The organism is Sporolactobacillus putidus (assembly GCF_014647035.1).
Classification (GTDB): Bacteria; Bacillota; Bacilli; order Bacillales; family Sporolactobacillaceae; genus Sporolactobacillus; species Sporolactobacillus putidus.
Map to the genome: position 1 here is coordinate 158,142 of NZ_BMOK01000003.1, position 23,700 is coordinate 181,841.

Here is a 23,700-nt window from a genome sequence, read left to right on the forward strand (position 1 = left end):
AGAGACTGTCTTCCGGATGGATCATTTGCCCAGAGGCTTTCGAAACAATTATAATGAACTCATAAAAACCAACTTTACCGGCAAGGATGGTGACATTGAGTGAATTGGTTCAGGAAACTGGCAGGAGGCAGATTCAAGTCTTTGCCTTTTCAAAAAAGATGCTATTTCTGCCATCGGAAAAAGGCAGGTATGAGAAAATATAAAAGTGACGAGGACGAAGTCATTTACGTTTGCCCCCAGTGCTTGGATTATGCCGAACGGAGAGCGTTTCGAAAAGCATAAAAAACACAATAAATATATTATGTAAACCAATTAACGGCTGAGCGTTACGACACAACAGAAAAGGGAGATGGGTAGAATGACGACGTGTCAAAAGAATATTTATCCTGCCGAAAGTGCTGATGTCAAACATTTCATTTCAGGAGAAAAAAAAAGAAACGATCATTATCTGCATGCCGTCATTCGATTTGACTGGAATGTTGATATCGACCTGCTTAAAAAGGCGGTTCAAGCAACGTTTAAAGCTGTTCCTCTGCTGACATGCCGGTTTGTTGAAAGTGACAGGAAAGCTTTCTGGGAGGAGGCAGGATGGACAGCCGATGACATGGTCTTTCTTATTAAATCGCCAGACCGTGAAAGGGACGTACAGGACAATCTGGTGATCAAACCGGATGAGAAGGTCGGTCCGCAGCTGCGCATCACGGTGATCAGGGATGAAGAAGCGGACACACTCGCAATCATTCTGAACCATATGATTTGCGATGGGGGAGGAATAAGGGACTATCTGTATTTGCTGAGTAAGTGCTACTCCGCATTTGCAGTCGATCCGGATCATGCGATTGTTGACATGCCCGATCCGGGATTGCGCAGTATTCATCAGGTTTTCGGCAGCATGAGCCCCGAGCAGATGGGCAGGATCCGTAATGCCGAACTTCAATCGTACCCCCAGTCGGAAAAGGATCATCTGCCGCTGACGGGAGACGCACAGCACCCTTTCATTATTACGCATCAAGTTCCGGCTGCGCAATTCGACCTGATCAAAGATTATGCAAAAACGAGGGGGGCAACCGTTAACGATGCACTGTTTGCGGCTTACGTCTGCGCTCTCTCCGACGCTCTCAAAACCGATTGGATTGTGCTTGACTGTCCCGTCAACATTCGTGCTTATCTTCCAAAAGGCCATCAGCCAGGCATCTGCAACCTGACCTCGAATATCATTTGTGCTGTTCCAAGTCACGCCGGTGAATCATTTGATGAAGCCTTAATGAGTGTCAAAAAAGTAATGGATCAGCAAAAAGGCAATCTGGAGCCGCTCAAAGTTTACTGGGATCTGGAGGAGGTTTATCAGACGCTGCCTTTGTCAGAAGCCAAGAAACGCTTTCCGCAAATCTACAGCATACCCTTTAATGGAATGACCAACATTGGTATACTGGACGATAAGCAATTGTATTTTAACGGCCTTCGTGTTGAGGATGCATTGATTTCCGGATCGATCAAATATGCTCCCTATTTTCAAATTGCCGTGACGACCTTCCGGAAGGCCATGACTTTCAGCACAAATTTTCACGGAACAGACGATGACTATCGCTGGCTCGATAATTTTGTAAATAAGATGATTGGTTATTTTCCAAAGTAAGGTCTGAAAAAAGCCGGCTCATCACTCGACTGAGGATGAGCCGGCTTTTACTTTATTGTACAAGTAAGCTTTTTTTACTATCGTTAAATAATCTCCGTCTGAAGCCTGATGCTCGCCGGTTTCTGTTTATAATCCTCTTCAGACTGAATTTGGCGAATTTGCTGGTCAATGCGGTTAATATTTGTCTGAGTTTGAAAAAGTGCGTCCGCAACCGATTTTGTTTTGTCTGCCGACTGAAGTTGCTGTAAATTGTCTTGGAGTGAATGTTTTTCCTGCAGAAGCGCTCTTAATTGGGTATACGTATCTGAAAATTGTCCGGTTGTAATCACGGTACGGATAACAGGATTTATCTGCATAAGCGCTCGCCTCAAGTTAATTGTTTAACTCCAGTATAGGACGATGGATAGCGCGTGAAAGAGGAAAAAAGCGCAATTTTTGTCCTGAAGCGACCAAATAGTGACTTCTGTCGTGTATCATAAATCGTTAACAGCGTTCAGCTATATCAGAATGACTTGCTCTTAATCAGCAGACCGGCGCGGCACCTTGCATACTAAATCTGTTGCTGATTGGTTTTCGGACCAAAAAAGAGAAGCAGAACAGTACAAATCAGCCAACACCCGCCTATAAAGAGAAACACGCTGACGTAACCAAGGTTGACGGCGATAAATCCGATAATCAGCGAACCGAAAATATTGGAAAAGCGTCCGAGACCGTAAGCAAGCCCGCTGCCGGAGGAACGGTATTCCGTCGGGTAAGGTTCGGACGTATAGGCGTAAAGATTCGAGGTAAAGACACGTTCGGTCATATTCACAATCAGGCCGAAGCTAATAATCATGAGTGGAATCAGCGTCATCCCATAAAGCAAACCGGCAAAAGCAGTGAACAGAGCACTGACAGCCAAAATGGATCTTCTTTGAAAACGCTCGGAAACGATGGAGCCGATAAAGGCGCCCAGCGGAGCGCCGATAGATTGTAAAACGTTGTACCAGAGTGCTTGCTCAATGTTGATTCCGCTGTTTTTCAGAAGACTTGGGACCCAGGATGCAAAACCGTAGAACCCGAATGTTTCGCAGATCCAGACCCCGGACAACACTAGCGTAATCTTCAGATTTTTCCCTTTAAATAACCCCGAATATCCGGCATGTTTTACAGTATGTATATGGACCGGTTTGTCAGGCTTAGGAAGCGGACCTTTCTCCTGCTCGATACGCGCCTCAATACGGTTCATGATTGCGTCGGCCTGATCATGGTCGCCGCGATTTTCATACCAGCGCGGGGATTCTTCAATTTTATGCGATAAAAAGAAAAAAACGATGCCGACCGCTCCCCAGACAAAGACAAGGCGCCAGCCCCACGAGCCGAGCGGAATAACAAATGCTGAAACGAGATTAGTGATCGGCACGCCGATCAGTCCGATCATCGCGCAAAGCGTCGTATATTTTCCGCGCACTTTCGATGGGAAAAATTCCGCCAGATAGCTGTTCGTAACGATCATTGCCGCTGCAAGCCCGAGTCCGGTGAAAAAGCGGAAAACAATCAAAGACTGAACGTCCCATGAAAACCCGTTTAATATGGATGCCAGTGAAAAGAGCAGGACATACCAGGATAATGCTTTTTTTCGTCCGATTCGGTCGGAAAGCCAGCCTCCTGCCGTGGCACCGATAAACATGCCGAGAAATGAGAAGGCCGTGATGTTGCCGACCGTCTTCAGACTGATACCCCAGTGCTCGATAAGAGCCGGAGCCACATTGCTTAATGTAAACAAATCGGCAAGATCAAAGAAATAAACAACGCCTAAGGCTGCGAGGACATAAATGTGCAGGCGTGAAATCGGCAGTCGGTCCAAACGGTTTGCTACATTAGAATTGAGCGGAGTCGTGAACTTACTCGGCTGATTCATAGAATCCCCCTCTTGTTCGAAATTCATTACCACTATTAATGAATACCATAACAAAAAATTATAAATACATTATAACTATTATTTGAACGAATTGCATACATTTTTGAAATTTATTTCATAAATTGAAATAAGTAATACTATTGGCCATTTTGCATCAATATCGGAAGGTCCTTTCTGAAAGAACCCTTGAACATTGGGACAAACAGGGAATAAGCCATACAAAAAAGTCCTGATAGAGCCATATTTCGGCTGCTATCGGGACTTTTATCAACCCTTTGAATAGTGTTCAAGATCGATTGCGGGTCACTGTTTTATGACAGGCAATTGCTTCACCTTACTTAAATGAACAATCCGAGAACGAGCACACAGATCAGGCCCATAATCGATATAACTGTTTCCAGCAGCGTCCACGTGCCGAATGTTTCTTTCAGGCTCAGATTGAAATATTCTTTGAACATCCAGAACCCCGCGTCGTTTACGTGGGAAGCGATCAGGCTCCCAGAACCTGTGGCAAGTACCATTAAGGCGGGACTAACGGCCCCGGCTGTCATCAGCGGAGTGACGAGTCCAGCCGTCGTGAGCGCGGCAACAGTTGCCGAGCCGAGACAAACACGCAGGATAGCAGCGATCAGCCAGGCGAGCAAGAGTGGCGACATATGCGAGCCAGCAAACAGTTTTGCGACGTAACTGCCAACACCGCCGTCAATCAGTACTTGCTTGAACGCCCCGCCGCCGCCGATAATGAGGAGCATCATTGCGATCTGCGTGACCGAGGTTTCAACCGACTGCATGATCGATTTCATTGGAATTTTCCGTGCAATGCCCATTGTATAGATTGCGAGAAGCAGTGAAATGAGCATAGCCGTGTCGGGAGCGCCGATAAATTCGATGACATTCTTTAGCGGCGAACTTCCTTTTATTGCCAGTGAGAAAATGGTTGCCAGAGCCATCAGAATAACCGGGAAGAGCGAGGTCAGCGTGCTGATGCCGAATCCCGGAGTCTCCTCAAGTTTGAATGTCTTCTGTTCACCCAAAGCTTTGATATTTCCAACGCGGTTAAAGGCGTCCGGCATAATTTTTTTGGCAAACTTACTGAAGAGAGGACCCGCTACAATGACTGTCGGAATGGCGATGATGAAGCCGATCAGCAGTACCTGGCCGATATTGGCATTATAAGCCGCGCTGATGGCCGTAGGCGCCGGGTGAGGCGGCAGAAACCCATGAGTGACAGACAGCGCTGCGGCCATTGGAATACCCAGATAAAGTATAGAAATACCGAGCTCGGAAGCGATCGCGAAAATGATTGGAATCAACAGGACGAGCCCGACCTCAAAAAAGAGGGCGATACCGATGATAAAAGACGCAATAACAACGGCAATCTGAATTTTTTTCTTTCCAAATTTATTGATCAGTGTAATCGCGATGCGGTGCGCGCCTCCAGCATCGGAGACAAGTTTACCCAGCATTGCACCAAATCCGAAAACGAGAGCTAAGTGGCCGAGCTGACCACCAACACCATTTTCAATCGAAGTGAAGATCTTTGTGATGTTCATTCCCAGTCCCATGGCAACGAGGGCCGAAACAATAATGAGTGAAATAAAGGTATTCACTTTAAACTTAACGATCAGCAGCAAAAGAAGCAGTACACCTAGTGCGACAATAAATATTGGCATTTTATTCCCCTCCTGATTACATGTCGACTTGAATACAAGTTTGACAGCGCTTTTTTAAGAACACATAAGTTATCATTACGAAGGATAAACCGGCAGTTTGGTAGATGACATCAACCAACCGGGCAAAACAATCTTTTTTTTAAACGCTTACAAAACAGTTCGCCAAAAGAATGACTTTCTCGAATCGCCTGTTTGTTTACTGATTGCTTGGTAATGGATGGAGTAAGTCTGTGATTGGTTGATCCGGAAAATTGAAACGGGTTTTTGCGCCTCATCCAATCTTAATTTTGAAAGCTCAAAAGCAGTAACTACAACCCGTTCGGCATCACCCCTCCCGAGGTTTTCTGAATTTCTTTTGCGTGCTGTTGTTCTGATAAGAGATTTATTAAGAGTGTATGACAGTGAACCCAGTTTAAGACAACATAATGTATACGCTTACACTAAAGATTGTACTGCCAAAGCAAAGCGCTTGCAACAATTAGTTTTAAATTTTCTTTCGCTGTTTGTGTCTGTCCTTCAAAATGCTGACGACAGCCGGAAACTTATGAAAATTGGATGAAGCGCTCCGGCTCAGGAATTTTTTTACAAATTGCTTCTCCGATTGACAGAGAAGCAGTGGCGGCCGGAGAGGGGGCGTTCAGAATGTGCAGCGAATGGCGGTGGCCGATCATAATAAAGTCATCGGCAAGTTCTCCGTCACGGGTTAAAGCCTGGGCACGGACGCCCGCCTGAGAACGAAAAACGTCCTCTTCCTGGATTTCCGGAATCATTTGTCTCATGCCGGCAACGAACCGCTTCTTGCTGAATGAACGCACCATTTCCCCGATTCCGTAGCCCATGTTTTTTGCCGCAATTTTCCAGAAAGCGGGGTATGCGACGGCATCAAAGAATTCGCCGAGATTAAAATCGCGCTTTCGATAGCCTTCTCTTTTGAAACCAAGAACAGCATTGGGTCCGGCGAGGACGCGGCCATCGATCATTCTCGTGAAATGAACACCGAGAAACGGGAATTTCGGATTGGGAACGGGATAGATCAGATTTTTCACGAGGTTGCGTTTTTCAGGTTTCAATTCGTAGTATTCACCGCGGAACGGAACGATGCGCATTTCCGGTTTGACGCCCTCTTTAACTGCAACCCGGTCGCAATACAATCCTGCACAGTTTACGAGAAAATGAGAGGAATAGGTGCTCCGGGCACATTCAACGATAACGCCGTCTTTTTGCTCATGAATGGTTAGCGCTTCACAATTCAGAAGAATCTCGCCTCCCCGCTGCCTGATCACGTTCGCCAGCCCCTCTGCAACTTTCCTGTAGTCGACGATGCCCGTGGCTTTTACTTGAATCGCTTTTAAGCATTGAGCGTGCGGTTCAATTTCGTGAAGCTGTTCAGGATCAAGCAAAGCGAGGTCAAGCCCATTTTCCAGACCGCGATGATAAAGATTGTCCAGCAGCGGCAGTTCTTCAGCTGTAACCGCAACAATGACTTTGCCGCAGTTTTCATAAGGAATGCCCTGGGCGTCGCAAAAAGCACGCAGCTTTGCTCCTCCTTCCTTGGCAAACCGCGCTTTCTGACTGCCCGGACGGTAATAAATTCCTGAGTGGATGACCCCGCTGTTGTGGCCGGTCTGATGGTAAGCGAGCGTCTTTTCTTTTTCGAGAATGGCAATTCTGGCATGCGGATAGTTTATACTGAGGGCGTAGGCGGTGGAAAGGCCGACTATGCCGCCGCCGATAATCAAGTAATCAAACATAGACCTTTCATCTCTTTCTTTATAAATTTGGGAACGATTACAACGTTTAATTTGTACGATAAATTATAAAATTGGCAAAAGAAAAAATCAACAAAAAAAACATTACGAAAAAATTGATCATTGAAAATGATTATTTTATGATAAAGGAGTACGATCTGTGAACATTTTGTGTATTTTAGTGTAAGCGTTTGCAATTATTTGAAAAGGAAAGAGGGAATGAAGAGTGTCCAAGATTGAAAAATCAGGGTCCGTCTATGACAACCGTCTGAAAACAATCGCTTCTTCAACAAATTTTCGCTGGTGGTTTGCGGTTGCTCTCTGGTTTTTGCTTCTGATCTCCTATATTGACCGGACGAATATTTCAATTGCCGGTCCGGTCATGGTCAGCCACGGGGTTGTAACGGTTGCTGCACTTGCTCTGGGGAACAGCCTTTTTCTGATCATGTACGGCTTGTCCAATATTTTCGGCGGCTATCTGAGTGACAAATACGGACCGCAGAAAATTGCTCTTATCGCACTGACCTGGTGGTCCTTGATGACGTTGTTCTGCGGATTTGTCTGGAGCTCACTGTCTCTCGTATTCTCCCGCGTCCTTCTCGGTCTGGGTGAAGGAATGCACTGGCCGCTCAATTCGAAATGGGTGAAGGCGTGGTTCCCGGCCCATGAACGTGCCCGCGCCAACATGTTTTGGAACTTCGGATTGTCAATGGGACCGATTATTACAGGTCCGCTCGTGACCTGGATGATTCTCGCGTCCGGAACGTGGAGCACACCTTTTATCGTTTTTGCACTTCTTGGGCTCATTATTATGGTTCCACTGATCTTGATCGTTGCTAAGGACCGACCGGAAGAAAGCAGGTTTGTATCCAAGGATGAGCTGACTTATATCCAGTCGGATAAAACGGAGGAGGTTGCCGAAACGGTGAAAATGTCTCAGGTGTTCCGGAAATCGGATTTTTGGCTCCTGCTGATCAACTGGTCCGGCATGGCAACTATCTTTTACGGCATCCTGTTCTGGCTGCCTTCGTATTTGATTAACGTACGCCATTTATCTGTAAGCATGACCGGATTCTGGTATATGATGCCCTATATTCTGATGACGCTCTGTATTATCGCCACATCTTTTCTCAGCGATAAAATCATGAAGCGCGCCATTTTTTCAGCGATCGGAACGCTGATCGCGGGACTTGGCCTTTTGATCGGCACGCACGTTGGCAATATTGTCCTGGCGATGACGCTGATTTCGATATCGAGCGCGATGAACGGCGTCATTCTTCCGACGGTCTGGAGCTCACTGCAGCGCATGTTCCCAAGCAAAAGTGTCGGAGCGGGAGCGGGCATGCTGAACGGACTCGAAAACATTATTTCAGCCGTTGGGACATTTATTTTGGGGATATCGTTCACTGTCGGATTTTCCTATTTGATCATTTTTGCATTGATCGGCGGTCTCAGTGGTCTGGTTTTAGCACGAAAAGGTTATTAAAAACGACTGAAAGGATCGTCGGACGATGGGGGACTCGTCGAAGAACAGGAAAAGCCGGGGTTATTACAACCCGGCTTTTCTCTCCTCAAGAGGTTTCAATCATTTGTAGTCGCGCATCTTAACCGCACGGACAGAATCCTTCTCACTCACCGGCTGACGGTTCTTTTGCCAGTTCTTTCTTTGAGAGGATATTCAGTTCATGATCGAATTCGTAAATAATTGGCGTTCCGGTTGGGACGTCTACATGAACGATGGCTTCATCAGAAAGATGATCCAGATATTTGAGGAGTGCACGTAATGTATTCCTGTGGCTGACGATCAGAACGTTCTCACCGTTTATCAGATGCGGAGCAATCCGATCTGTCCAACAGGGAAGCACACGATCGAGGGTTGTTTTTAAACTCTCGCCGGCAGGAAGAAGATGCGGGTCGACGTGACGGTAACGGGGGTCATGGCACGGATGGCGAGGATCGCTGACGTCGAGTAATGGAGGCAGGATAGCGTAACTTTTGCGCCAGCCGTCGACCAGTTCTTTACCGCACCGCTCCGCAGTCTCCGCTTTGTTCAGTCGCTGGAGTGCTCCGTAGCTGCGCTCATTCAGACGCCATGTCTTATGGATAGGAAGCCATTCCTGTCCGATCTCATCCAGAATATACTGGAGTGATTTGATCGAACGTTTTAAAACCGATGTGTATGCGACATCGAAAGAAATATCCATTTTTTTTATAATCCGGCCGGCAGCCTTAGCCTCGCGTATACCCTTCTCAGTCAGCGCAACGTCCTCCCAGCCGGAGAACAGATTGGATTCATTATATTCGCTTTCACCATGTCTGACGACGACAAGTTTCATCATGTGATCCCTCCGCATGCATGTGTCTGCCGACATTTTTGAAACGCAGCATCCAGCAAATTAAAAAAACTTTATGCTGTCAAGCATACTTCATTGAAAAATTTTTTCCAATGATTGACGTCACGGCGAACGAAAGTAGGCACGCTGTTGAACCGTACGGAGCAACTGGATTTTATGCTCATCGGGCAATGTTGATTGAAGATTAAATTTCTCCGGTTACAGTTTTCACTGAAAGCCCGAAGTTATATAATAATTGTGATGTTCCTGTAAATTAAAGATGTGAAGCGAGAGGAGAGATTCGAATGAAACTGACGGCAACCGAGATCGAGATTGCAGAAATTCTGGAAAAAGATGCCCGTCTGACTAATGAAGATCTTGCTAAAATGACCAATCTGAGTATAGATCAAACCAGTGCCATCGTAAAAAAACTCGAAGAAGAGAACGTCATCGTCCGCTATGTATCGCTTGTGGACTGGACGAAGATTGACGGCCATCAGGGGGTTACCGCAATGATTGATGTCAAGGTGACGCCAAAACGGGATGTCGGATTCAACAACGTAGCAGAAAGGATCTATCGGCATAGAGAAGTCAAATCGGTCTATCTCATGTCTGGAACCTATGATCTCTCCGTCGTTGTCGAGGGGCAATCGGTGAATGAAGTGGCTCATTTTGTCTCTCAGAAGCTCTCAACGATTGATGGTGTCATTTCAACAACGACGCATTTTGTCCTGAAAAAATACAAACATGACGGTACGGTCTACAATCAGGATGATAAAGATAATAGAATTGTGGTGTCACCGTAATGGAACTGAAAACCACTTATCTGGCTAAGCATGTAAGAGACTTGAAACCTTCCGGTATCCGCAAGTTTTTTGATGCCACAGCGGGTATGAAGGACGTCATTTCGCTTGGTGTCGGCGAGCCCGATTTTGTGACACCTTGGAATGTCAGGGAAGCGGCTATTCTATCGCTTGAAGACGGTTATACTTCTTACACGGCTAACGCCGGATTGCCGGAGCTACGGGAAGAAATTGCGAAATACATGGAAAGAGATTTCTGTGTGACTTATCATCCTGAGTCCGAGATTACTGTTACGGTCGGTGCCAGTGAAGCGATCGACATCGCACTGAGAGCGATTCTGGATCCTGGCGATGAGGTGCTGGTCGTTGAACCTTGCTTTGTATCCTATGCGCCCCTCGTGACTCTTGCCGGAGGTGTTCCGGTCATCGTGCAGGCTCTAAAGGAGAACGATTTTAAAGTCCGTGCCTGGCAGTTGGAGAACGCCGTCACGGAGAGAACGAAAGCGATCATGATCTGTTCTCCGAACAATCCAACCGGGGCCATGCTTAGTAAAGCGGAAATGGGGAAGATCGCAGATGTCGTCAAAAAGCACGATTTGCTGGTCCTTTCCGACGAAATCTATGCCGAACTGGTTTATGACGAACTCTACACAAGTTTTGCTGCAATCGAAGGGATGCGCGAACACACGATTCTGGTTAGCGGTTTCTCCAAAGATTTGGCCATGACAGGATGGCGGCTCGGCTTTGTCTGCGCACCGGCGGAGATTACGGAAGGCATGCTGAAAATCCATCAGTATGCCATCATGTGTGCTTCCACCATGGCGCAGCATGCCGGCATTGAAGGATTGAAAAACGGCAGAACAGATGTTGCCGAGATGAGAAAGAGCTACAGGCAGCGCCGTAATTTTATTGTCCGGTCACTGAACGAAATGGGCCTCGCTTGTCACAATCCTGAAGGGGCGTTTTATACTTTTCCTTCGATCGAGTCTACCGGCCTCAACTCCGAACAGTTTGCGAAAAAACTGCTCCAGGCTGAAAGAGTTGTCGTTGTACCTGGAGATGCATTCGGCTCCGTCGGTGAAGGCTATGTCCGATGTTCATACGCTACGTCTATGGCGCAGCTCCAGGAAGCGATGACGCGGATACGCCGATTCATGGAAAATCTTTAGCGGTATCGAATTAAAATGAATAGACTGATCCAGCCCTCGCAAAAACGGATTTGTTTTTGCGAGGCTTTCTTTATAGGAATAAAGATAAAAACGGCCATTTTCTTGTCAACGGGTTTCCGGAATATTATAATAAATACAACTTTAAAAAAGACACGCGATGAAGAGAAGAAGTAAGCAGCAAGGCGTTCCACAGAGAGCTTCGCGAGCAGGTGAGAGAAGCAACGGTTTGCTGCTGAAAAATGGCCTCCAAGCGTTTACACCGATGCGCGCCGCAAACGAGTTGCGTTTAGGCTGTGACAAGATGGATTCTTGTTATCAAAACCAAAGTATCGAGCGATTTAGCTCTGTACCTATAGAGGCCGATGATGTGAATCGTCGGTAAACACAAGGTGGTACCACGCAGGCAATGCCCCCGTCCTTATGCATACATCATGCACAGGGACGGGGGCTTTTTGCTTTTTATATGATAGACAGGAGGAATGAAAATGGCAGTATTAATTGCAGGAGCCTGGCCGTACGCAAACGGAGAGCTCCATTTAGGACATTTGTCGAGCTTGCTTCCTGGAGATTGTCTTGCTCGCTATTTTCGACTGAAAGGGGAGCAGGTTCTGTATGTGTCAGGCAGCGACTGCAATGGAACACCCATTACGATTCGGGCGAAGCAGGAAAACGTTTCACCCAGGACGATTGCTGATCGTTACCACAAATCATTCAAAGCGTGTTTTGAAAGACTTGGATTTACTTACGATTGTTATACACGTACAGACACATCTTTGCATCACCAGGTTGTGCAGCAGATTTTTAAAACACTGTATGATCATCAATTCATTTACCATCGTGAGTCGAAACAAATGTATTGTGCGCACTGCCGCCAGTTTTTACCTGATCGTTACGTTGAAGGCGAATGCCCTCATTGCGGCGCGCATGCCCGCGGCGATCAGTGTGATGCGTGCTCGACCATACTGGATCCCGCCGATCTTCTGAATCCTTCCTGTAAACTGTGCGGCCGCACGCCTGGGCTGCGCAATGTGGACCATTTGTATTTTGCTCTCAGCCGGTTTCAATACGAAATCAGTCGGCTGCTCACCAGAGCGGAGAACACCCGGGCTTGGCGTGACAACGCCATCCAACTGACCAGACGTTATTTGGACGAGGGTCTGCAAGATCGGGCGGTGACAAGGGACTTGCCCATCGGGGTACCTGTCCCGATCAAGGGATTTGAAGATAAAAAAGTATATGTCTGGATCGAAGCGGTGTCCGGTTATTATTCAGCGAGCAAACAGTGGGAGCAGGAGACGGGCCGTGATGCGTCTATATTTTGGAATGAACAAACCGTGTCTTACTATGTTCAAGGAAAGGATAACGTGCCGTTTCACACGATCATCTGGCCGGCCATACTTCTGGGCATTGGGAAAAAAGCACTCCCGACACATCTTGTCTCTAATGAATATGTGACGCTGGAGCGAAAGAAGCTGTCGACAAGCCGCAACTGGGCGGTCTGGGTTCCCGATATTCTCGCCCGTTACGATCCGGACAGCATTCGCTACTTTATGCTGATTAACGCTCCGGAATCACGTGATGCGGACTTTTCATGGCGTTCATTCATCGAAAGCCACAATGGTGAACTACTTGGAGCGTATGGAAACTTTGTTAACCGAACATTGAAATTTATTGAGAAACTCTCCGACTTTCAAGTGGATGACAGCGGCATCGATCCCGGCATTCGTCAGAGAATTGATGATTTGTACAATGAAACCGGACGTTTAATTGAAGCGGCGCATATGAAAACTGCCCTCACAAATCTTTTTGCATTTATTCGCCGGATGAATAAATTTTTTGATGAAAAGCAGCCTTGGCGTGCCGTACGTGAGGATAAATCCTCCGCCTACGGAACATTAAATACTTGCCTGTACAGTCTGGCCAATCTGGCACAACTGCTGTCGCCATTTCTCCCTTTTTCCAGCAAAAAGCTGGGTAAAAGTCTTCATATGGGACCATTTAATTGGAAGCCAGTGGTCTGTCCCGCAAGTCTTCCGGAGACGATGGCGCCGCTATTCGACCCAATAGACGCTAAGCAAATTGAAGAAGAAGTTGAGCGTTTGAACGAACAATCAATAAAAAAGTGAAACCTTAAGCACGCGACTATTTAGAGTCTGGATATCGGAAAGCCACCATTATGGATACACTTTGGAGCGATTTCAGTATTCTTCGGAGTGCTTTTTTTTACCTACTTAACTGCTTTTTAAAAGAATAGCCACGCTGGATAAAGAGTTTTCAGCTCTTTTGTGCTAACCCTTTCATCATCAAAAAAGACCAGGCTGCTTCCGATTTTTTCTTCTTAATCATCTTATAAATTTAATCCTTTTTTACAATATTACACGCATTTTTGCTAATCTATGCAATCGCCTGATGAGATTCGTGTCTTCACTGATTTGACAAATCCGTTGTAATGAGATATAAAAATATTGTTAGCACTCACATTGTTCGAGTGCTAATCTTAGTCTGCGAATTGTACAAAAGTTACATAAAAGATAAGATATTATTGAAGGAGGAGATTTTCTTGGCAACGAAGGCATTTAAAGCGGAATCGAAAAAGCTGCTGGATATGATGATTCATTCGATTTATTCGCAGAAAGAGATTTTTTTAAGAGAAATCATCTCGAACGCAAGTGACGCGATCGATAAAATCTATTACAAGGCGCTGACTGATGATTCACTGAACTTTGAAAAAGACAGCTATTATATCCACATTACACCGGATAAAGATAATCGGACGCTAACGGTTTCCGATACCGGGATCGGCATGACTGAGGAAGAATTGGAGAACAATCTCGGGACTATTGCACAGAGCGGTTCATTAACTTTCAAGAATGATAATGAAGCAAAAGACGGGCATGATATTATCGGCCAGTTTGGTGTCGGATTCTACTCATCATTTATGGTAGCTGACGTCGTGACCGTGATCACTAAAGCGCTCGGCAGCGATCAGGCGTATAAGTGGGAATCCAAAGGCGCGGATGGCTATTCCATTGAACCTTGTGAAAAAGATACTGTTGGAACGGACATCATCCTGAAGTTAAAAGAAAATACCGAAGACGAAAATTATGACGAGTTCCTTGAGGAATATCGCCTGAGGTCCATTATCAAGAAATATTCCGATTTTATCCGCTATCCGATCAAGATGGAAGTTACGGAGAGCAGGCCGAAGAAAGACAACGACAAGGAATTCGAGGAAGTTAAAGAAGAACAAACGATCAACAGCATGGTGCCGATCTGGCGCAAGAATAAAAATGAACTTAAAGATGAAGATTACGAGAATTTCTATAACGAAAAGCATTACGGTTATGACAAGCCGCTTAAATATATCAATATTCAGGCTGACGGAGTTGTCCGTTATCATGCAATTCTCTATATTCCCGAAAATATTCCGTTCGATTATTATTCAAAGGAATATGAAAAGGGTCTGGAGTTGTATTCGAACGGTGTGCTGATCATGGAGAAATGCGCGGATCTCCTGCCCGACTATTTCAGCTTTGTGAAAGGGCTGGTTGATTCGGAAGACCTGTCTCTGAACATTTCAAGAGAAATCCTTCAGCAGGATAAGCAGCTGCAGCTGATCGCTAAAAACATCAAGCATAAAATCCAGAAAGAGCTGGAAAAGCTGCTGAAAGAAGATCGCGAGAAGTATGAAACCTTCTATAAATCTTTCGGCCGTCAGCTGAAGTACGGTGTGTATATGGATTACGGCAGCAACAAAGAAGACCTGCAGGATCTGCTGATGTTCTATTCGTCAAAGGAAAAGAAAATGGTCACTCTGAACGAATATGTGTCGCGCATGCCTGAGGAACAGAAATATATTTACTATGCTGTGGGCGAGTCGAACGAGAAAATCGCGAGGCTGCCGCAGACGGAGCTAGTAGCGGACAAAGGTTACGAAATTCTCTACTTCACTGATGATGTCGATGAATTCTCAATCAAGATGCTGATCTCCTACAAAGAAAAATCATTCAAATCCGTATCCAGCAGCGATCTCGGTATCGAGGACGATAAAGACAAAAAGCAGGATGAAGCGGAAGAGAAAGAAGATAGAGCACTGTTCGATAAGATGAAAGACGTGCTGTCGGATCAGGTGAAAGGTGTCCGCGCTTCCAAACGTCTGAAAACCCATCCGGTCTGCTTCGCGACCGAAGGCGAAGTCTCCATTGAGATGGAAAAAGTGCTCAATGCCATGCCGAACAACGAAAATGTGAAAGCGGACAAGATTCTTGAAATCAACACACATCATGACGTTTTCAAAGCCCTTAAAGCGGCCTATACATTGGATGACAAAGAAAAATTCAATCTGTACACAAATCTGCTGTACAATCAGGCGCTTCTTGTTGAAGGCCTGCCGGTTCAGGATCCGGTGGCCTTCACAAATGACATCTGCAAACTGATGGCTTAAATCATTAAAGCAAAGACCCCGCCCATTTACAAAGGGGCGGGGTCTTTGCTTTAAAAAAAGGAGGAATCCATCACCGGAGTTCCTCCTTTTTTTCAACTTCGGTTAGACCGGTAAGGTCGATTGACAACACGAGCACGGTGAAACTTTGCATGACTTGACATAGCCCGAAAAAAAACGGTTAATGAGAGAGGAAGCAACCGGATTCGGAGTGATGTCTTGCGCTTATCCCCGTCTCATTGACTGATAGTTAACCTGTTTTCAACAATAAAACGCTTGCCTGGAATTAAATGGTAACGCCCAGAAATTAAAAAGAAACGGCATAAAACAGAACAGAATAAACGGAGAGACACGAGTTGAAAAAATACCAAACCTTATTATTTGATGTCGATGATACCCTGTTAGACTTCGGGGCAGCAGAAAACCAAGCGTTGAAGCTGCTTTTCGCGAGTCAAAAAATCCCCTTAACTTCAGATATCGAAGCTCGATACAAAAAATTAAATCAAGATCTCTGGAGATCCTATGAAGAAGGGAAAATGGATCGGGATGAGGTCGTCTATACACGCTTTTCACGTTTGTTCAACGCATACGGTCAAGAGGTTGACGGGGTTTTAATGGAAAAGAACTATCGCCGCTATTTAGAAAAGGGACACCAGCTCATTCAAGGGGCCCTCGAATTGATTACAAATCTGCAAAATCATTATGACTTATATATCGTCACGAATGGTGTTTCTGAAACTCAGGAGAGACGCTTGCGTGATTCGGGTTTATTTCCACTATTTAAGGATATTTTTGTTTCAGAGGCCACTGGCTTTCAAAAGCCGATGAAGGAATATTTCGATTATGTTTTTGCACGAATCCCTGGTTTTTCTGCTGATCAAGGACTGGTTATCGGGGACTCTATCAGTTCGGATATTAAAGGCGGGCAGCTCGCTGGACTGGACACATGCTGGTTCAACCCCGGAATGATCCCCAATAACACTGAATTTGTTCCAACTCACCAAATACGTCAGCTTGATGAACTGTATCGGATTTTGTAAAGGAGCAGTGATTCAGTTCAACAGTTTATTTTACAGGTCTGACAGCTAATTTTCTTAAAACGGTTCCAAACAGCAAATCGTTTTCTTCGATTCTCAATCCCGCGAGTTGAATATTGTCCAGTGTTCTCCGGTTAATATTGGCACCCCATAGTTTGACCGCCAGTGGATTTAGGATGTCCATAATCGAACCGGCAATCCGGTTTTCGCTGCGCATATGTTCCAGCATCAGGATTTTGCCGTCCGGTTTACAGACACGGCCGAGTTCGTGAAACCCTCTAACAGGATCAGGGACAGAGCAGAACACACAGGTCGACACAATGAAGTCGAAGGAGTGATCTGGAAAATTCAGATCCTGTGCATCCATTTCCATCAGGCGGATATGGCTCTCGGCATGCAGTTGGTGCAATCTCGTCCGCGCTTTTTCAAGCATGCCTCGGCTGAAATCGATGCCGGTCACCTGCACGTCATTCGAATAAAACGGCAGGTTGGCACCCGTTCCCACGCCGACTTCCAGCACATTTCCGCTCAAAGAAGACAGCAGATCCTTACGCCATTCACTTTTAATCATTCGATCCATCAAATTATAGATTCCTGACACCCGATCATAACGCTTTTGAATAATCTTATTCAGATCGCTCAATGGACGATTTGCCTCCTGCAGCATATTTCTCCGGGTTCTCACGTGTACGGAGAACGATTAATTACTTTTATCATAGCTGAAAGCAGTCAAGAGGGAAACTGTTGTAAAAGAATACTGAGATTAAAAATCGAACCCGTCAATGTCTTAAATTGGCGGTATTTTGATATTTATGACTGGAGTTGGTCATTATAACCGTGAAGGAGCTGACTTCGATGTCAAAGACAAACGATGAGATCATTACTGAATTAGGCACTGAGGCTGTGCTGAATTATGAACGGATTACCGCGTTGTTCTATTTATTGATGGATAAAGGAATAATCAGTCAGGAAGAGTTTGATGAAAAGTTTAAGAAGATACACAGAAATTTTGCAGATCACATCAAAACAATACTCGGTGACGATGTTGAAATCGAGTAATATAATTGCAGTTCTTTTAGAAAAATAGGTCAGTAATACTTCTAAAACAATTGATTCAGAAACTGAATGAGCGTTCAGATAGCTTATTTAACCCTCCATTCGAGGAATACACATGGATCATATTTAGGATAAAAGTCCCTTCTTTTTCGTGCTTGTTTTTGTCAAAATCAGTTGAATATACGCACCAAGTTTTATCGCCAGCTTGGCAGGTGGGCGCAGAAAAGATAAAAGCTTTTGAAAAATTGCTTGTCAATTTTGTGTTGATTGAGGAATAGGGTTAATCTGACAAAACCTGATGTTTGGGAAGGCTGCATTAGCATATTATGTCGATTTATTTTTTGGGAAAATTGCCAATTATTTATTGATTAATTTTGTAAGAATAATAGACTAAATATTGTATCATGCCATAATCATCTAAAGGAGGGGTATTCCATGCATTGGTATCTTGATGTTATCAAGAACTATGTCGGCTTTAGCGGTAGGGCGACACGGACTGAATTCTGGGTGTTCACACTGATTAATGTTATTGTGTCATATGTTGCAATACAGCTTGATTATTTGCTCGGGAGCGGGAAGCTGATCTATTATTTGTATACGTTAGCTGTTTTTCTGCCTTCTCTCGCGGTGTCAATACGGCGGCTTCACGATATCGGCCGGACGGGGTGGTGGATACTTCTCGCACTGATTCCTATCCTCGGATGGATTGTTCTGCTGATTTATGATTGCACAGATAGCCAGGACAAAGAGAACGTTTATGGCCCTTATCCAAAAGCGAGTGTGTAAGGAACTCATTAAAACATTACAGGCATATGCCTATGGATGCTTTTCAAAAATCAGGAATTAGGTCTTCTTAAATGCGTTATTCTTTGGACCGCAATAATAGGACCTTATCGTCGACATTCAGGCTATAGTGAATCATATCGTTCAGATGAAATTATTTGGTTGTTCCCATTTATTACAGATGCACATAAAAATCCCGAAACGGTTGTTTTGCCGTTCCGGGATTTTGTATTTTTTATATACATCACTAAAATAAGAAGTCATTTTTGAGGTTTCAAGGTAACCGGCGTGCGTCTTCATATATCTCTCCAGCCTGAATTTACCGTCAGCGCCGCCGATTCGTTTTAATCTTCTGCCCCTCTGCACAATAGCAAAAATTTTCTGAAATAATCTCTGCTCGATCGCTAAAACCAAAACAGCTTCAATAAAATAGCAGCTTTTTGCCAATCGGGCAGATGAGGCCTTGTTCTGCAGAGAATTTGTTTTTTTTAAGCAGTACAATGAACTAACTTTTTTCATACGTTAATATTATGTTCTGTAAAGAGGGTGAGAAGATGGGGGATCGTAATTCGCTTTTTTGTTATAGAAAAGATGATGACGGTCTGTGGATATGGAATTATGTAGTCAATGCCAAGTTAAAAGTCGGATATAAAGTCCAGTCTTTATTGCATTATGAAGAATCAGAGTACCAGCAAATCGGAATCGTCGATACCAAAGGCTTTGGGAGAATGCTTGTTCTTGATGGATTCCCGCAAGTATCAACATTGGATGGTTTTATCTATAATGAAATGATTAGCCACGTTCCGATTGTTACCCATCCGAATCCGAAGAAAGTAGCGATGATTGGAGGGGGGGACTGCGGTCATGCACGAGAAGCCATAAAATATGCGGGAATAGAACAAATAGATGTGGTGGAAATTGATAAACGGGTCACGGCAGTATGCCGAAAATGGTTAACACCCGGATCTGCCCTTGAAACAGATAAAAGAGTGCAAATAATCCATCGTGATGGCTTGGATTGGATTCGGGAAAATAAAGGAAATTATGATGTCCTGATGATTGACCGGCCCGACCCAATCGGACCCGGGAAAAAATTATACCAGCAGGAATTCTACCAGTATGTCTATGATTGCCTTACGGAAGAAGGAGTCGTTGCCTTTCAGTCAGGATCACCTTATTATAATACCTCAATTCTAAGACGGACTGTACACAACTTGCAGAAGCTGTTTCCGATTGTACGCACTTATTTGGTTTCTATTCCGGTTTTTCCATGCGGTATTTGGAGCTTTACCCTTGCCTCAAAGAAGTGGGATCCGCTTCAGGCAGACTTCAGCAGATTAAAACAGGACGATACCAAATACATTACACCGGAAGTGATTTCAGCCTCGTTTGTTTTACCAAAATATGTTAAAGAAATTCTTGAAGAAGAGACACCATGACATCATCCGGATTTTTCGATGAAAGATGTCTCGTCGATGAGCGAGCTAAAGAGAAACTCATTCTACGGTTCAAACGCGACAAACCTGGTTTGAAAATCTGAAATGACTTCCGAAAATAAATCGATCATTTGGAGTAAATGCTTTCTGCGCATCGTCTGAGATAACTCAATCTGAAAAGTATGAAAGTGATTTCCGTAGCCTGGATAGCCATTTTCATCCCCGAGTCTATGATAACCAATCGATTTGTCGCCAATAAATTTTTGATCCCATACAACTTTTATTTCAGGCGAAATTTGTTTCGCTTTCTTCGATAATAGGTTAGCAAGCCACATTTTGACTGCAGGTGAACACGAATCTCCTTTGAGCGTTCCGATCTCCATCGCAAACGGACCGTAATGAATATCCTTCATGCCGTGAAAAGATAAATGGAGATAAGGTTTCATTAACCGGGTTTTGGAAGGATCCAGGAGATGTAAGAAATCAAGAATATCCTGGATGGTTTTTCTATATTCTTTTATCCCTTCATCATTGTGTTTATTAGGGTGTTTATTAGGGCTTCTATTTAAGTCACATTCTGTTCTCGAAACGATACTGACGATTCCTGCACATCCGGTTTTTACAATTAATTGTTCCACAATTTTATCAGTAAATTTATCTGCGGAAGGCGGCATCGCATGTAAGGCTTCGACATGACCGGATATGAATCCTTTACCCTTATTATATTTTAAGAAATTCTGCTGAATAAATGGTAGTGGCATAGATCTGCTCCTTTTAAAAGTAGTGTTTCATTTTTATAAATATGCTTCATGCGCTCGCTTGCCGCGGGCGCATCGCGAACCTCCTCGAACAGGCTGGGGGCTGCGGAGTCTCGCCGGCACGCTGTTCCCGCAGGCGTCTCGCGCATTGCATTTTCGTCGAAATAACAACATTAGATTTTGAACATAGCCTTTTGTTTTAAAAAATTCAATACTCGCAATCTCAGGAAATGCAAGGACTAAAGCTATTGCAGCCAGAGGAATACAAGTCTTTTTGAGATCATTTTAACTGGAGGTTTTTCTGTGGAACTGTCGGGAAAGCAATTCTGTATGGTTTCAGACAAAGAACAAACGCTGCAAACCCTTCAATTGAATCATGTTCCATCTGTTGAACTGGTCGATCCTAAAACAAGCACATATCCTATCATAGGAAGAAAATACGGTCATCATAGCGGGAAAGACCTTAGCATTGTCCATACAGAGGAGCAGGCAATTGATGAAGAATTTGATTTTTTTACCAAATTATACGCATTTGAAAAAGAATACTGTTTAGAAGTTGAAGGATTAGCTGTAAAAAGTGTTCGAATCGCTGCAGGTCAACAGGTGATATTCTATGAAGTTCCGATTCGAACGGAAGTATTCGGCTGGAACTGGCAGAAAATAGAGGTGAGCAGTATACCAACGGATTGGTTGGATATTGCGATTCGAGCACTTTATGTTACAGGGCTTGCGAATGGCTTTGTAAAAATGGGCATGTTGTCGGGTGAATCCGTTATTGTAACAGATATAAACGACGCAAACACTCTTTATAAAGATTCGGTCACGAAACCCAATGTTCCTTTTACCATGGGGGCCGATGTTGAGTTGATGCTCAGTTGTGATCATGAGCTTTTACCAGCATCAACGTTTTTTCCGCTTAAAGGAAGCGTGGGATGTGATGAAAGGCAAATCGAACAAGACAGCGGCGAATATGCGCTTGCCGAAATAAGACCGAAAGAGGCAAAAACACCTCAAGAGTTGTTTAAGCATATTAAAGCGTTAATCATAGAAGCATCAGAACTGGCGCCTTATGAAAATGTGGAATTATTGGCCGGCAGTATGCCTTTTTCAGGTTATCAATGCGGGGGACACATCCATTTTGGAATTCCCATTTCATTATCGCTTCTAAGAGCGCTTGACTATTTTCTTGCTATTCCTGTCGCGATGATCGAGAACCCGCGAACGGCACGACTTAGACGGAAAACAAAGCACGGAGGATTGGGACGTTTCCGCAAAAAGCCATATGGGTTTGAATATATATCCTTGAGCTCTTGGGTCATTGATCCAGAACTGACCCTCGCCATATTATGTCTCGCCTCCCTTGTTGCAACCCATCACGTTGAATTAGAAAGTCAAGTTTTATTTCATCCTCTTGTTCAGCGGGCTTACTACCAAGGGAACCATATTTTACTCAAACAGCTATGGAGCGAAATAAAAGCAACGCTTATAAAAACCGCAAGTTATCCCCTTTACAAAAGTGAACTTTCTTATCTTTTTGAAGCCATTGAAAAAGGATATTCATATCCTGAGTCGAGTGATATTCGTTGGAATTGGGGGATTACGCCAACAAAACAATTATATGAACCCGGATTGACGATCCAAATTCCGAAAAAAACACGGGAAAGATACAAACTTAAAGATGGAGTGACAACCTATGTTTGTGCAGGGAAACGAATTTCACCTGCCGTTGTCCGTGCGTATCCCTTTTCATTTCGTTATTCAAACATGGTTCAGCTCTCGAAAGCTTTGCGCGAGAAACTCGTGCTGCCGAAGGAGTGGAATCCAAAGGTAACGGCTGAAAAAGGGGTGATCACGCTCGGACCCATTATCGGCATCCTTGCCGCCCGGCCTTTTGACAGGCAAAAAACATATTTTCAGCATCTATGCAGGCTTGCCAATGAAAAGCAAATGCTCGTCTATATATTCGAACCTCATGACATTGACTGGGATCAACAGGTCATAAAAGGAACAGCGATAAATGGGGACGGATTGTTCCCTTTCCCAGCCGTTATTTATGATCGATTTTTTCTCGGCGGAGAGAAAAAAGCAGACATCGATCAGGTCCGCGCAAAGCTTCAATCCGTTTACCATATCCCCTTTATCAATTCGATGACCTTATTTTATTTGACAGGAAACAAGTGGGATTGCCATCAGGTTCTATTAAAAAACCATGAAGAAATTCTCCCTGAAACCCGGTTGCTGCAAAACGCTTCAGACATTACTGAAATGCTCGATCGCTATGGAGAAATCTTTTTAAAACCGGTTGGCGGTGCCTTAGGCACAGGTGTTATTCGGGTCATACGCCGACCGACAGGAATCTTTTTAATGGACATGAAACAAAAATTTCTTCGGCAGCTGACGAATATGGATGAATTGTTTACCATCGTAACTCCTTTGCTGAGTAAAAATACTTATCTTATTCAGGAAGGAATCAGAAGGAAACAGTTCAACGGAATGAATTTAGAAATACGCGTCTATATGCAAAAAAGTGGTCAGCAAAAATGGTTCAGAACCGGAATGGTCACCCGGCTGACAAGCGAGGATGTGCTTACAGAAGAAACAGAAACGAACCTTCGTATAAGCAAGGTTTTGAAACACTTGTATGCCGATCCGGCCGAACGCCACTACATCCTGACTCAATTGGCCGTAATCTCAAGAAATATCGTCACGACGATCGAAAACGAAGTCGGTCCATTTGGCGAGCTGGCCGTTGACTTGTGCATCGACCAGTACAATGCGATCAAACTCTTGGAAATCAATTCAAAGCCGGATAACTTATTTGCGCAGATCAGGGCGTACCGGCTTCGGAATTTGGCCGGTATTCGATTACTCAATTACGCGGCTTCACTTGCTGGTTATGACTACGAGGATCATCAAATTTAATTGGA

General features: G+C 44.5%; 19 protein-coding genes. 11 read left to right on the forward strand and 8 right to left on the reverse strand.

Annotated features, from left to right (window positions below; translation table 11 throughout):
• Window positions 1-358 precede the first annotated feature (358 nt).
• On the forward strand, window positions 359-1,636 hold the full coding sequence (locus tag IEX81_RS04895; RefSeq protein ID WP_188801949.1) for a hypothetical protein: 1,278 nt from the start codon (window positions 359-361) through the stop codon (window positions 1,634-1,636).
• An 83-nt stretch (window positions 1,637-1,719) separates the two neighbouring features.
• Here the strand turns inward: IEX81_RS04895 and IEX81_RS04900 are convergent, their stop codons facing one another.
• From IEX81_RS04900 to lhgD, 4 genes are all read right to left on the reverse strand, one after another.
• Entirely contained in the window at window positions 1,720-1,992 is a 273-nt protein-coding gene (locus IEX81_RS04900) for a hypothetical protein (protein WP_188801950.1), read from the reverse strand.
• Between the two features lie 194 nt (window positions 1,993-2,186).
• Window positions 2,187-3,536, reverse strand: coding sequence for an MFS transporter (locus IEX81_RS04905; protein ID WP_188801951.1), 1,350 nt, complete (start codon window positions 3,534-3,536; stop codon window positions 2,187-2,189).
• Window positions 3,537-3,874: 338 nt separating this feature from the next.
• Window positions 3,875-5,209, reverse strand: a complete 1,335-nt coding sequence (locus tag IEX81_RS04910) for a gluconate:H+ symporter (protein WP_188801952.1) — start codon at window positions 5,207-5,209, stop codon at window positions 3,875-3,877.
• 542 nt (window positions 5,210-5,751) lie between these two features.
• On the reverse strand, window positions 5,752-6,960 hold the full coding sequence (lhgD, locus tag IEX81_RS04915; RefSeq protein WP_188801953.1) for an L-2-hydroxyglutarate dehydrogenase: 1,209 nt from the start codon (window positions 6,958-6,960) through the stop codon (window positions 5,752-5,754).
• Window positions 6,961-7,183: 223 nt separating this feature from the next.
• Between lhgD and IEX81_RS04920 the strand changes: the two genes are divergently transcribed.
• On the forward strand, window positions 7,184-8,443 hold the full coding sequence (locus IEX81_RS04920) for an MFS transporter (protein WP_188801954.1): 1,260 nt from the start codon (window positions 7,184-7,186) through the stop codon (window positions 8,441-8,443).
• A 142-nt stretch (window positions 8,444-8,585) separates the two neighbouring features.
• On the opposite strand, the gene gpmA is transcribed toward IEX81_RS04920, so the two are convergent.
• Complete coding sequence (gene gpmA, locus IEX81_RS04925) at window positions 8,586-9,293, reverse strand: 2,3-diphosphoglycerate-dependent phosphoglycerate mutase (protein WP_229727475.1); 708 nt, start codon at window positions 9,291-9,293, stop codon at window positions 8,586-8,588.
• A 302-nt stretch (window positions 9,294-9,595) separates the two neighbouring features.
• On the opposite strand from gpmA, the gene IEX81_RS04930 reads away from it, so the two are divergent.
• From IEX81_RS04930 to IEX81_RS04950, 5 genes are all read left to right on the forward strand, one after another.
• Complete coding sequence (locus tag IEX81_RS04930; protein ID WP_188801956.1) at window positions 9,596-10,096, forward strand: Lrp/AsnC family transcriptional regulator; 501 nt, start codon at window positions 9,596-9,598, stop codon at window positions 10,094-10,096.
• Window positions 10,096-11,262 carry an aminotransferase gene (locus IEX81_RS04935; RefSeq protein ID WP_188801957.1) on the forward strand — a complete coding sequence of 389 codons (1,167 nt, stop codon included), beginning with the start codon at window positions 10,096-10,098 and terminating at the stop codon, window positions 11,260-11,262. Before IEX81_RS04930 ends, IEX81_RS04935 begins: the two co-directional genes overlap by 1 nt.
• 485 nt (window positions 11,263-11,747) lie before the next feature.
• The gene (metG, locus tag IEX81_RS04940) at window positions 11,748-13,388 is read left to right on the forward strand and encodes a methionine--tRNA ligase (protein ID WP_188801958.1); all 1,641 of its coding nucleotides are present in this window, start codon (window positions 11,748-11,750) and stop codon (window positions 13,386-13,388) included.
• 434 nt (window positions 13,389-13,822) lie between these two features.
• Window positions 13,823-15,706: a molecular chaperone HtpG gene (gene htpG / locus IEX81_RS04945; RefSeq protein ID WP_188801959.1), complete on the forward strand. Its 1,884-nt coding sequence runs from the start codon at window positions 13,823-13,825 to the stop codon at window positions 15,704-15,706.
• Between the two features lie 353 nt (window positions 15,707-16,059).
• On the forward strand, window positions 16,060-16,743 hold the full coding sequence (locus tag IEX81_RS04950; RefSeq protein ID WP_188801960.1) for a YjjG family noncanonical pyrimidine nucleotidase: 684 nt from the start codon (window positions 16,060-16,062) through the stop codon (window positions 16,741-16,743).
• A gap of 25 nt (window positions 16,744-16,768) precedes the next feature.
• On the opposite strand, the gene IEX81_RS04955 is transcribed toward IEX81_RS04950, so the two are convergent.
• Window positions 16,769-17,383: a class I SAM-dependent methyltransferase gene (locus IEX81_RS04955; protein ID WP_229727476.1), complete on the reverse strand. Its 615-nt coding sequence runs from the start codon at window positions 17,381-17,383 to the stop codon at window positions 16,769-16,771.
• A 212-nt stretch (window positions 17,384-17,595) separates the two neighbouring features.
• On the opposite strand from IEX81_RS04955, the gene IEX81_RS04960 reads away from it, so the two are divergent.
• Window positions 17,596-17,799 carry a hypothetical protein gene (locus tag IEX81_RS04960; protein ID WP_188801962.1) on the forward strand — a complete coding sequence of 68 codons (204 nt, stop codon included), beginning with the start codon at window positions 17,596-17,598 and terminating at the stop codon, window positions 17,797-17,799.
• 432 nt (window positions 17,800-18,231) lie between these two features.
• On the forward strand, window positions 18,232-18,582 hold the full coding sequence (locus tag IEX81_RS04965) for a DUF805 domain-containing protein (RefSeq protein ID WP_188801963.1): 351 nt from the start codon (window positions 18,232-18,234) through the stop codon (window positions 18,580-18,582).
• Between the two features lie 141 nt (window positions 18,583-18,723).
• Here the strand turns inward: IEX81_RS04965 and IEX81_RS04970 are convergent, their stop codons facing one another.
• Complete coding sequence (locus tag IEX81_RS04970; protein WP_188801964.1) at window positions 18,724-19,098, reverse strand: hypothetical protein; 375 nt, start codon at window positions 19,096-19,098, stop codon at window positions 18,724-18,726.
• 35 nt (window positions 19,099-19,133) lie between these two features.
• Here IEX81_RS04970 and speE point away from each other — a divergent pair, with 35 nt between their 5' ends.
• Window positions 19,134-20,018, forward strand: coding sequence for a polyamine aminopropyltransferase (gene speE, locus IEX81_RS04975; RefSeq protein ID WP_188801965.1), 885 nt, complete (start codon window positions 19,134-19,136; stop codon window positions 20,016-20,018).
• A gap of 62 nt (window positions 20,019-20,080) precedes the next feature.
• Here speE and IEX81_RS04980 read toward each other — a convergent pair whose 3' ends face one another.
• Complete coding sequence (locus tag IEX81_RS04980) at window positions 20,081-20,776, reverse strand: N-formylglutamate amidohydrolase (protein WP_188801966.1); 696 nt, start codon at window positions 20,774-20,776, stop codon at window positions 20,081-20,083.
• 300 nt (window positions 20,777-21,076) lie between these two features.
• Between IEX81_RS04980 and IEX81_RS04985 the strand changes: the two genes are divergently transcribed.
• Window positions 21,077-23,695, forward strand: coding sequence for a putative amidoligase domain-containing protein (locus IEX81_RS04985; protein WP_229727477.1), 2,619 nt, complete (start codon window positions 21,077-21,079; stop codon window positions 23,693-23,695).
• The last annotated feature ends 5 nt before the right edge of the window (window positions 23,696-23,700 follow it).

Coding starts and splice junctions, on each gene's coding strand:
- speE (WP_188801965.1), top strand. CDS start 19,134: ATGGGGGATCGTAATTCGCTTTTTTGTTATAGAAAAGATGATGACGGT.
- gpmA (WP_229727475.1), bottom strand. CDS start 9,293: ATGAAACTTGTCGTCGTCAGACATGGTGAAAGCGAATATAATGAATCC.
- IEX81_RS04905 (WP_188801951.1), bottom strand. CDS start 3,536: ATGAATCAGCCGAGTAAGTTCACGACTCCGCTCAATTCTAATGTAGCA.
- IEX81_RS04900 (WP_188801950.1), bottom strand. CDS start 1,992: ATGCAGATAAATCCTGTTATCCGTACCGTGATTACAACCGGACAATTT.
- IEX81_RS04980 (WP_188801966.1), bottom strand. CDS start 20,776: ATGCCACTACCATTTATTCAGCAGAATTTCTTAAAATATAATAAGGGT.
- metG (WP_188801958.1), top strand. CDS start 11,748: ATGGCAGTATTAATTGCAGGAGCCTGGCCGTACGCAAACGGAGAGCTC.
- IEX81_RS04895 (WP_188801949.1), top strand. CDS start 359: ATGACGACGTGTCAAAAGAATATTTATCCTGCCGAAAGTGCTGATGTC.
- IEX81_RS04960 (WP_188801962.1), top strand. CDS start 17,596: ATGTCAAAGACAAACGATGAGATCATTACTGAATTAGGCACTGAGGCT.
- IEX81_RS04935 (WP_188801957.1), top strand. CDS start 10,096: ATGGAACTGAAAACCACTTATCTGGCTAAGCATGTAAGAGACTTGAAA.
- IEX81_RS04930 (WP_188801956.1), top strand. CDS start 9,596: ATGAAACTGACGGCAACCGAGATCGAGATTGCAGAAATTCTGGAAAAA.
- IEX81_RS04910 (WP_188801952.1), bottom strand. CDS start 5,209: ATGCCAATATTTATTGTCGCACTAGGTGTACTGCTTCTTTTGCTGCTG.
- lhgD (WP_188801953.1), bottom strand. CDS start 6,960: ATGTTTGATTACTTGATTATCGGCGGCGGCATAGTCGGCCTTTCCACC.
- IEX81_RS04965 (WP_188801963.1), top strand. CDS start 18,232: ATGCATTGGTATCTTGATGTTATCAAGAACTATGTCGGCTTTAGCGGT.
- IEX81_RS04970 (WP_188801964.1), bottom strand. CDS start 19,098: ATGAAAAAAGTTAGTTCATTGTACTGCTTAAAAAAAACAAATTCTCTG.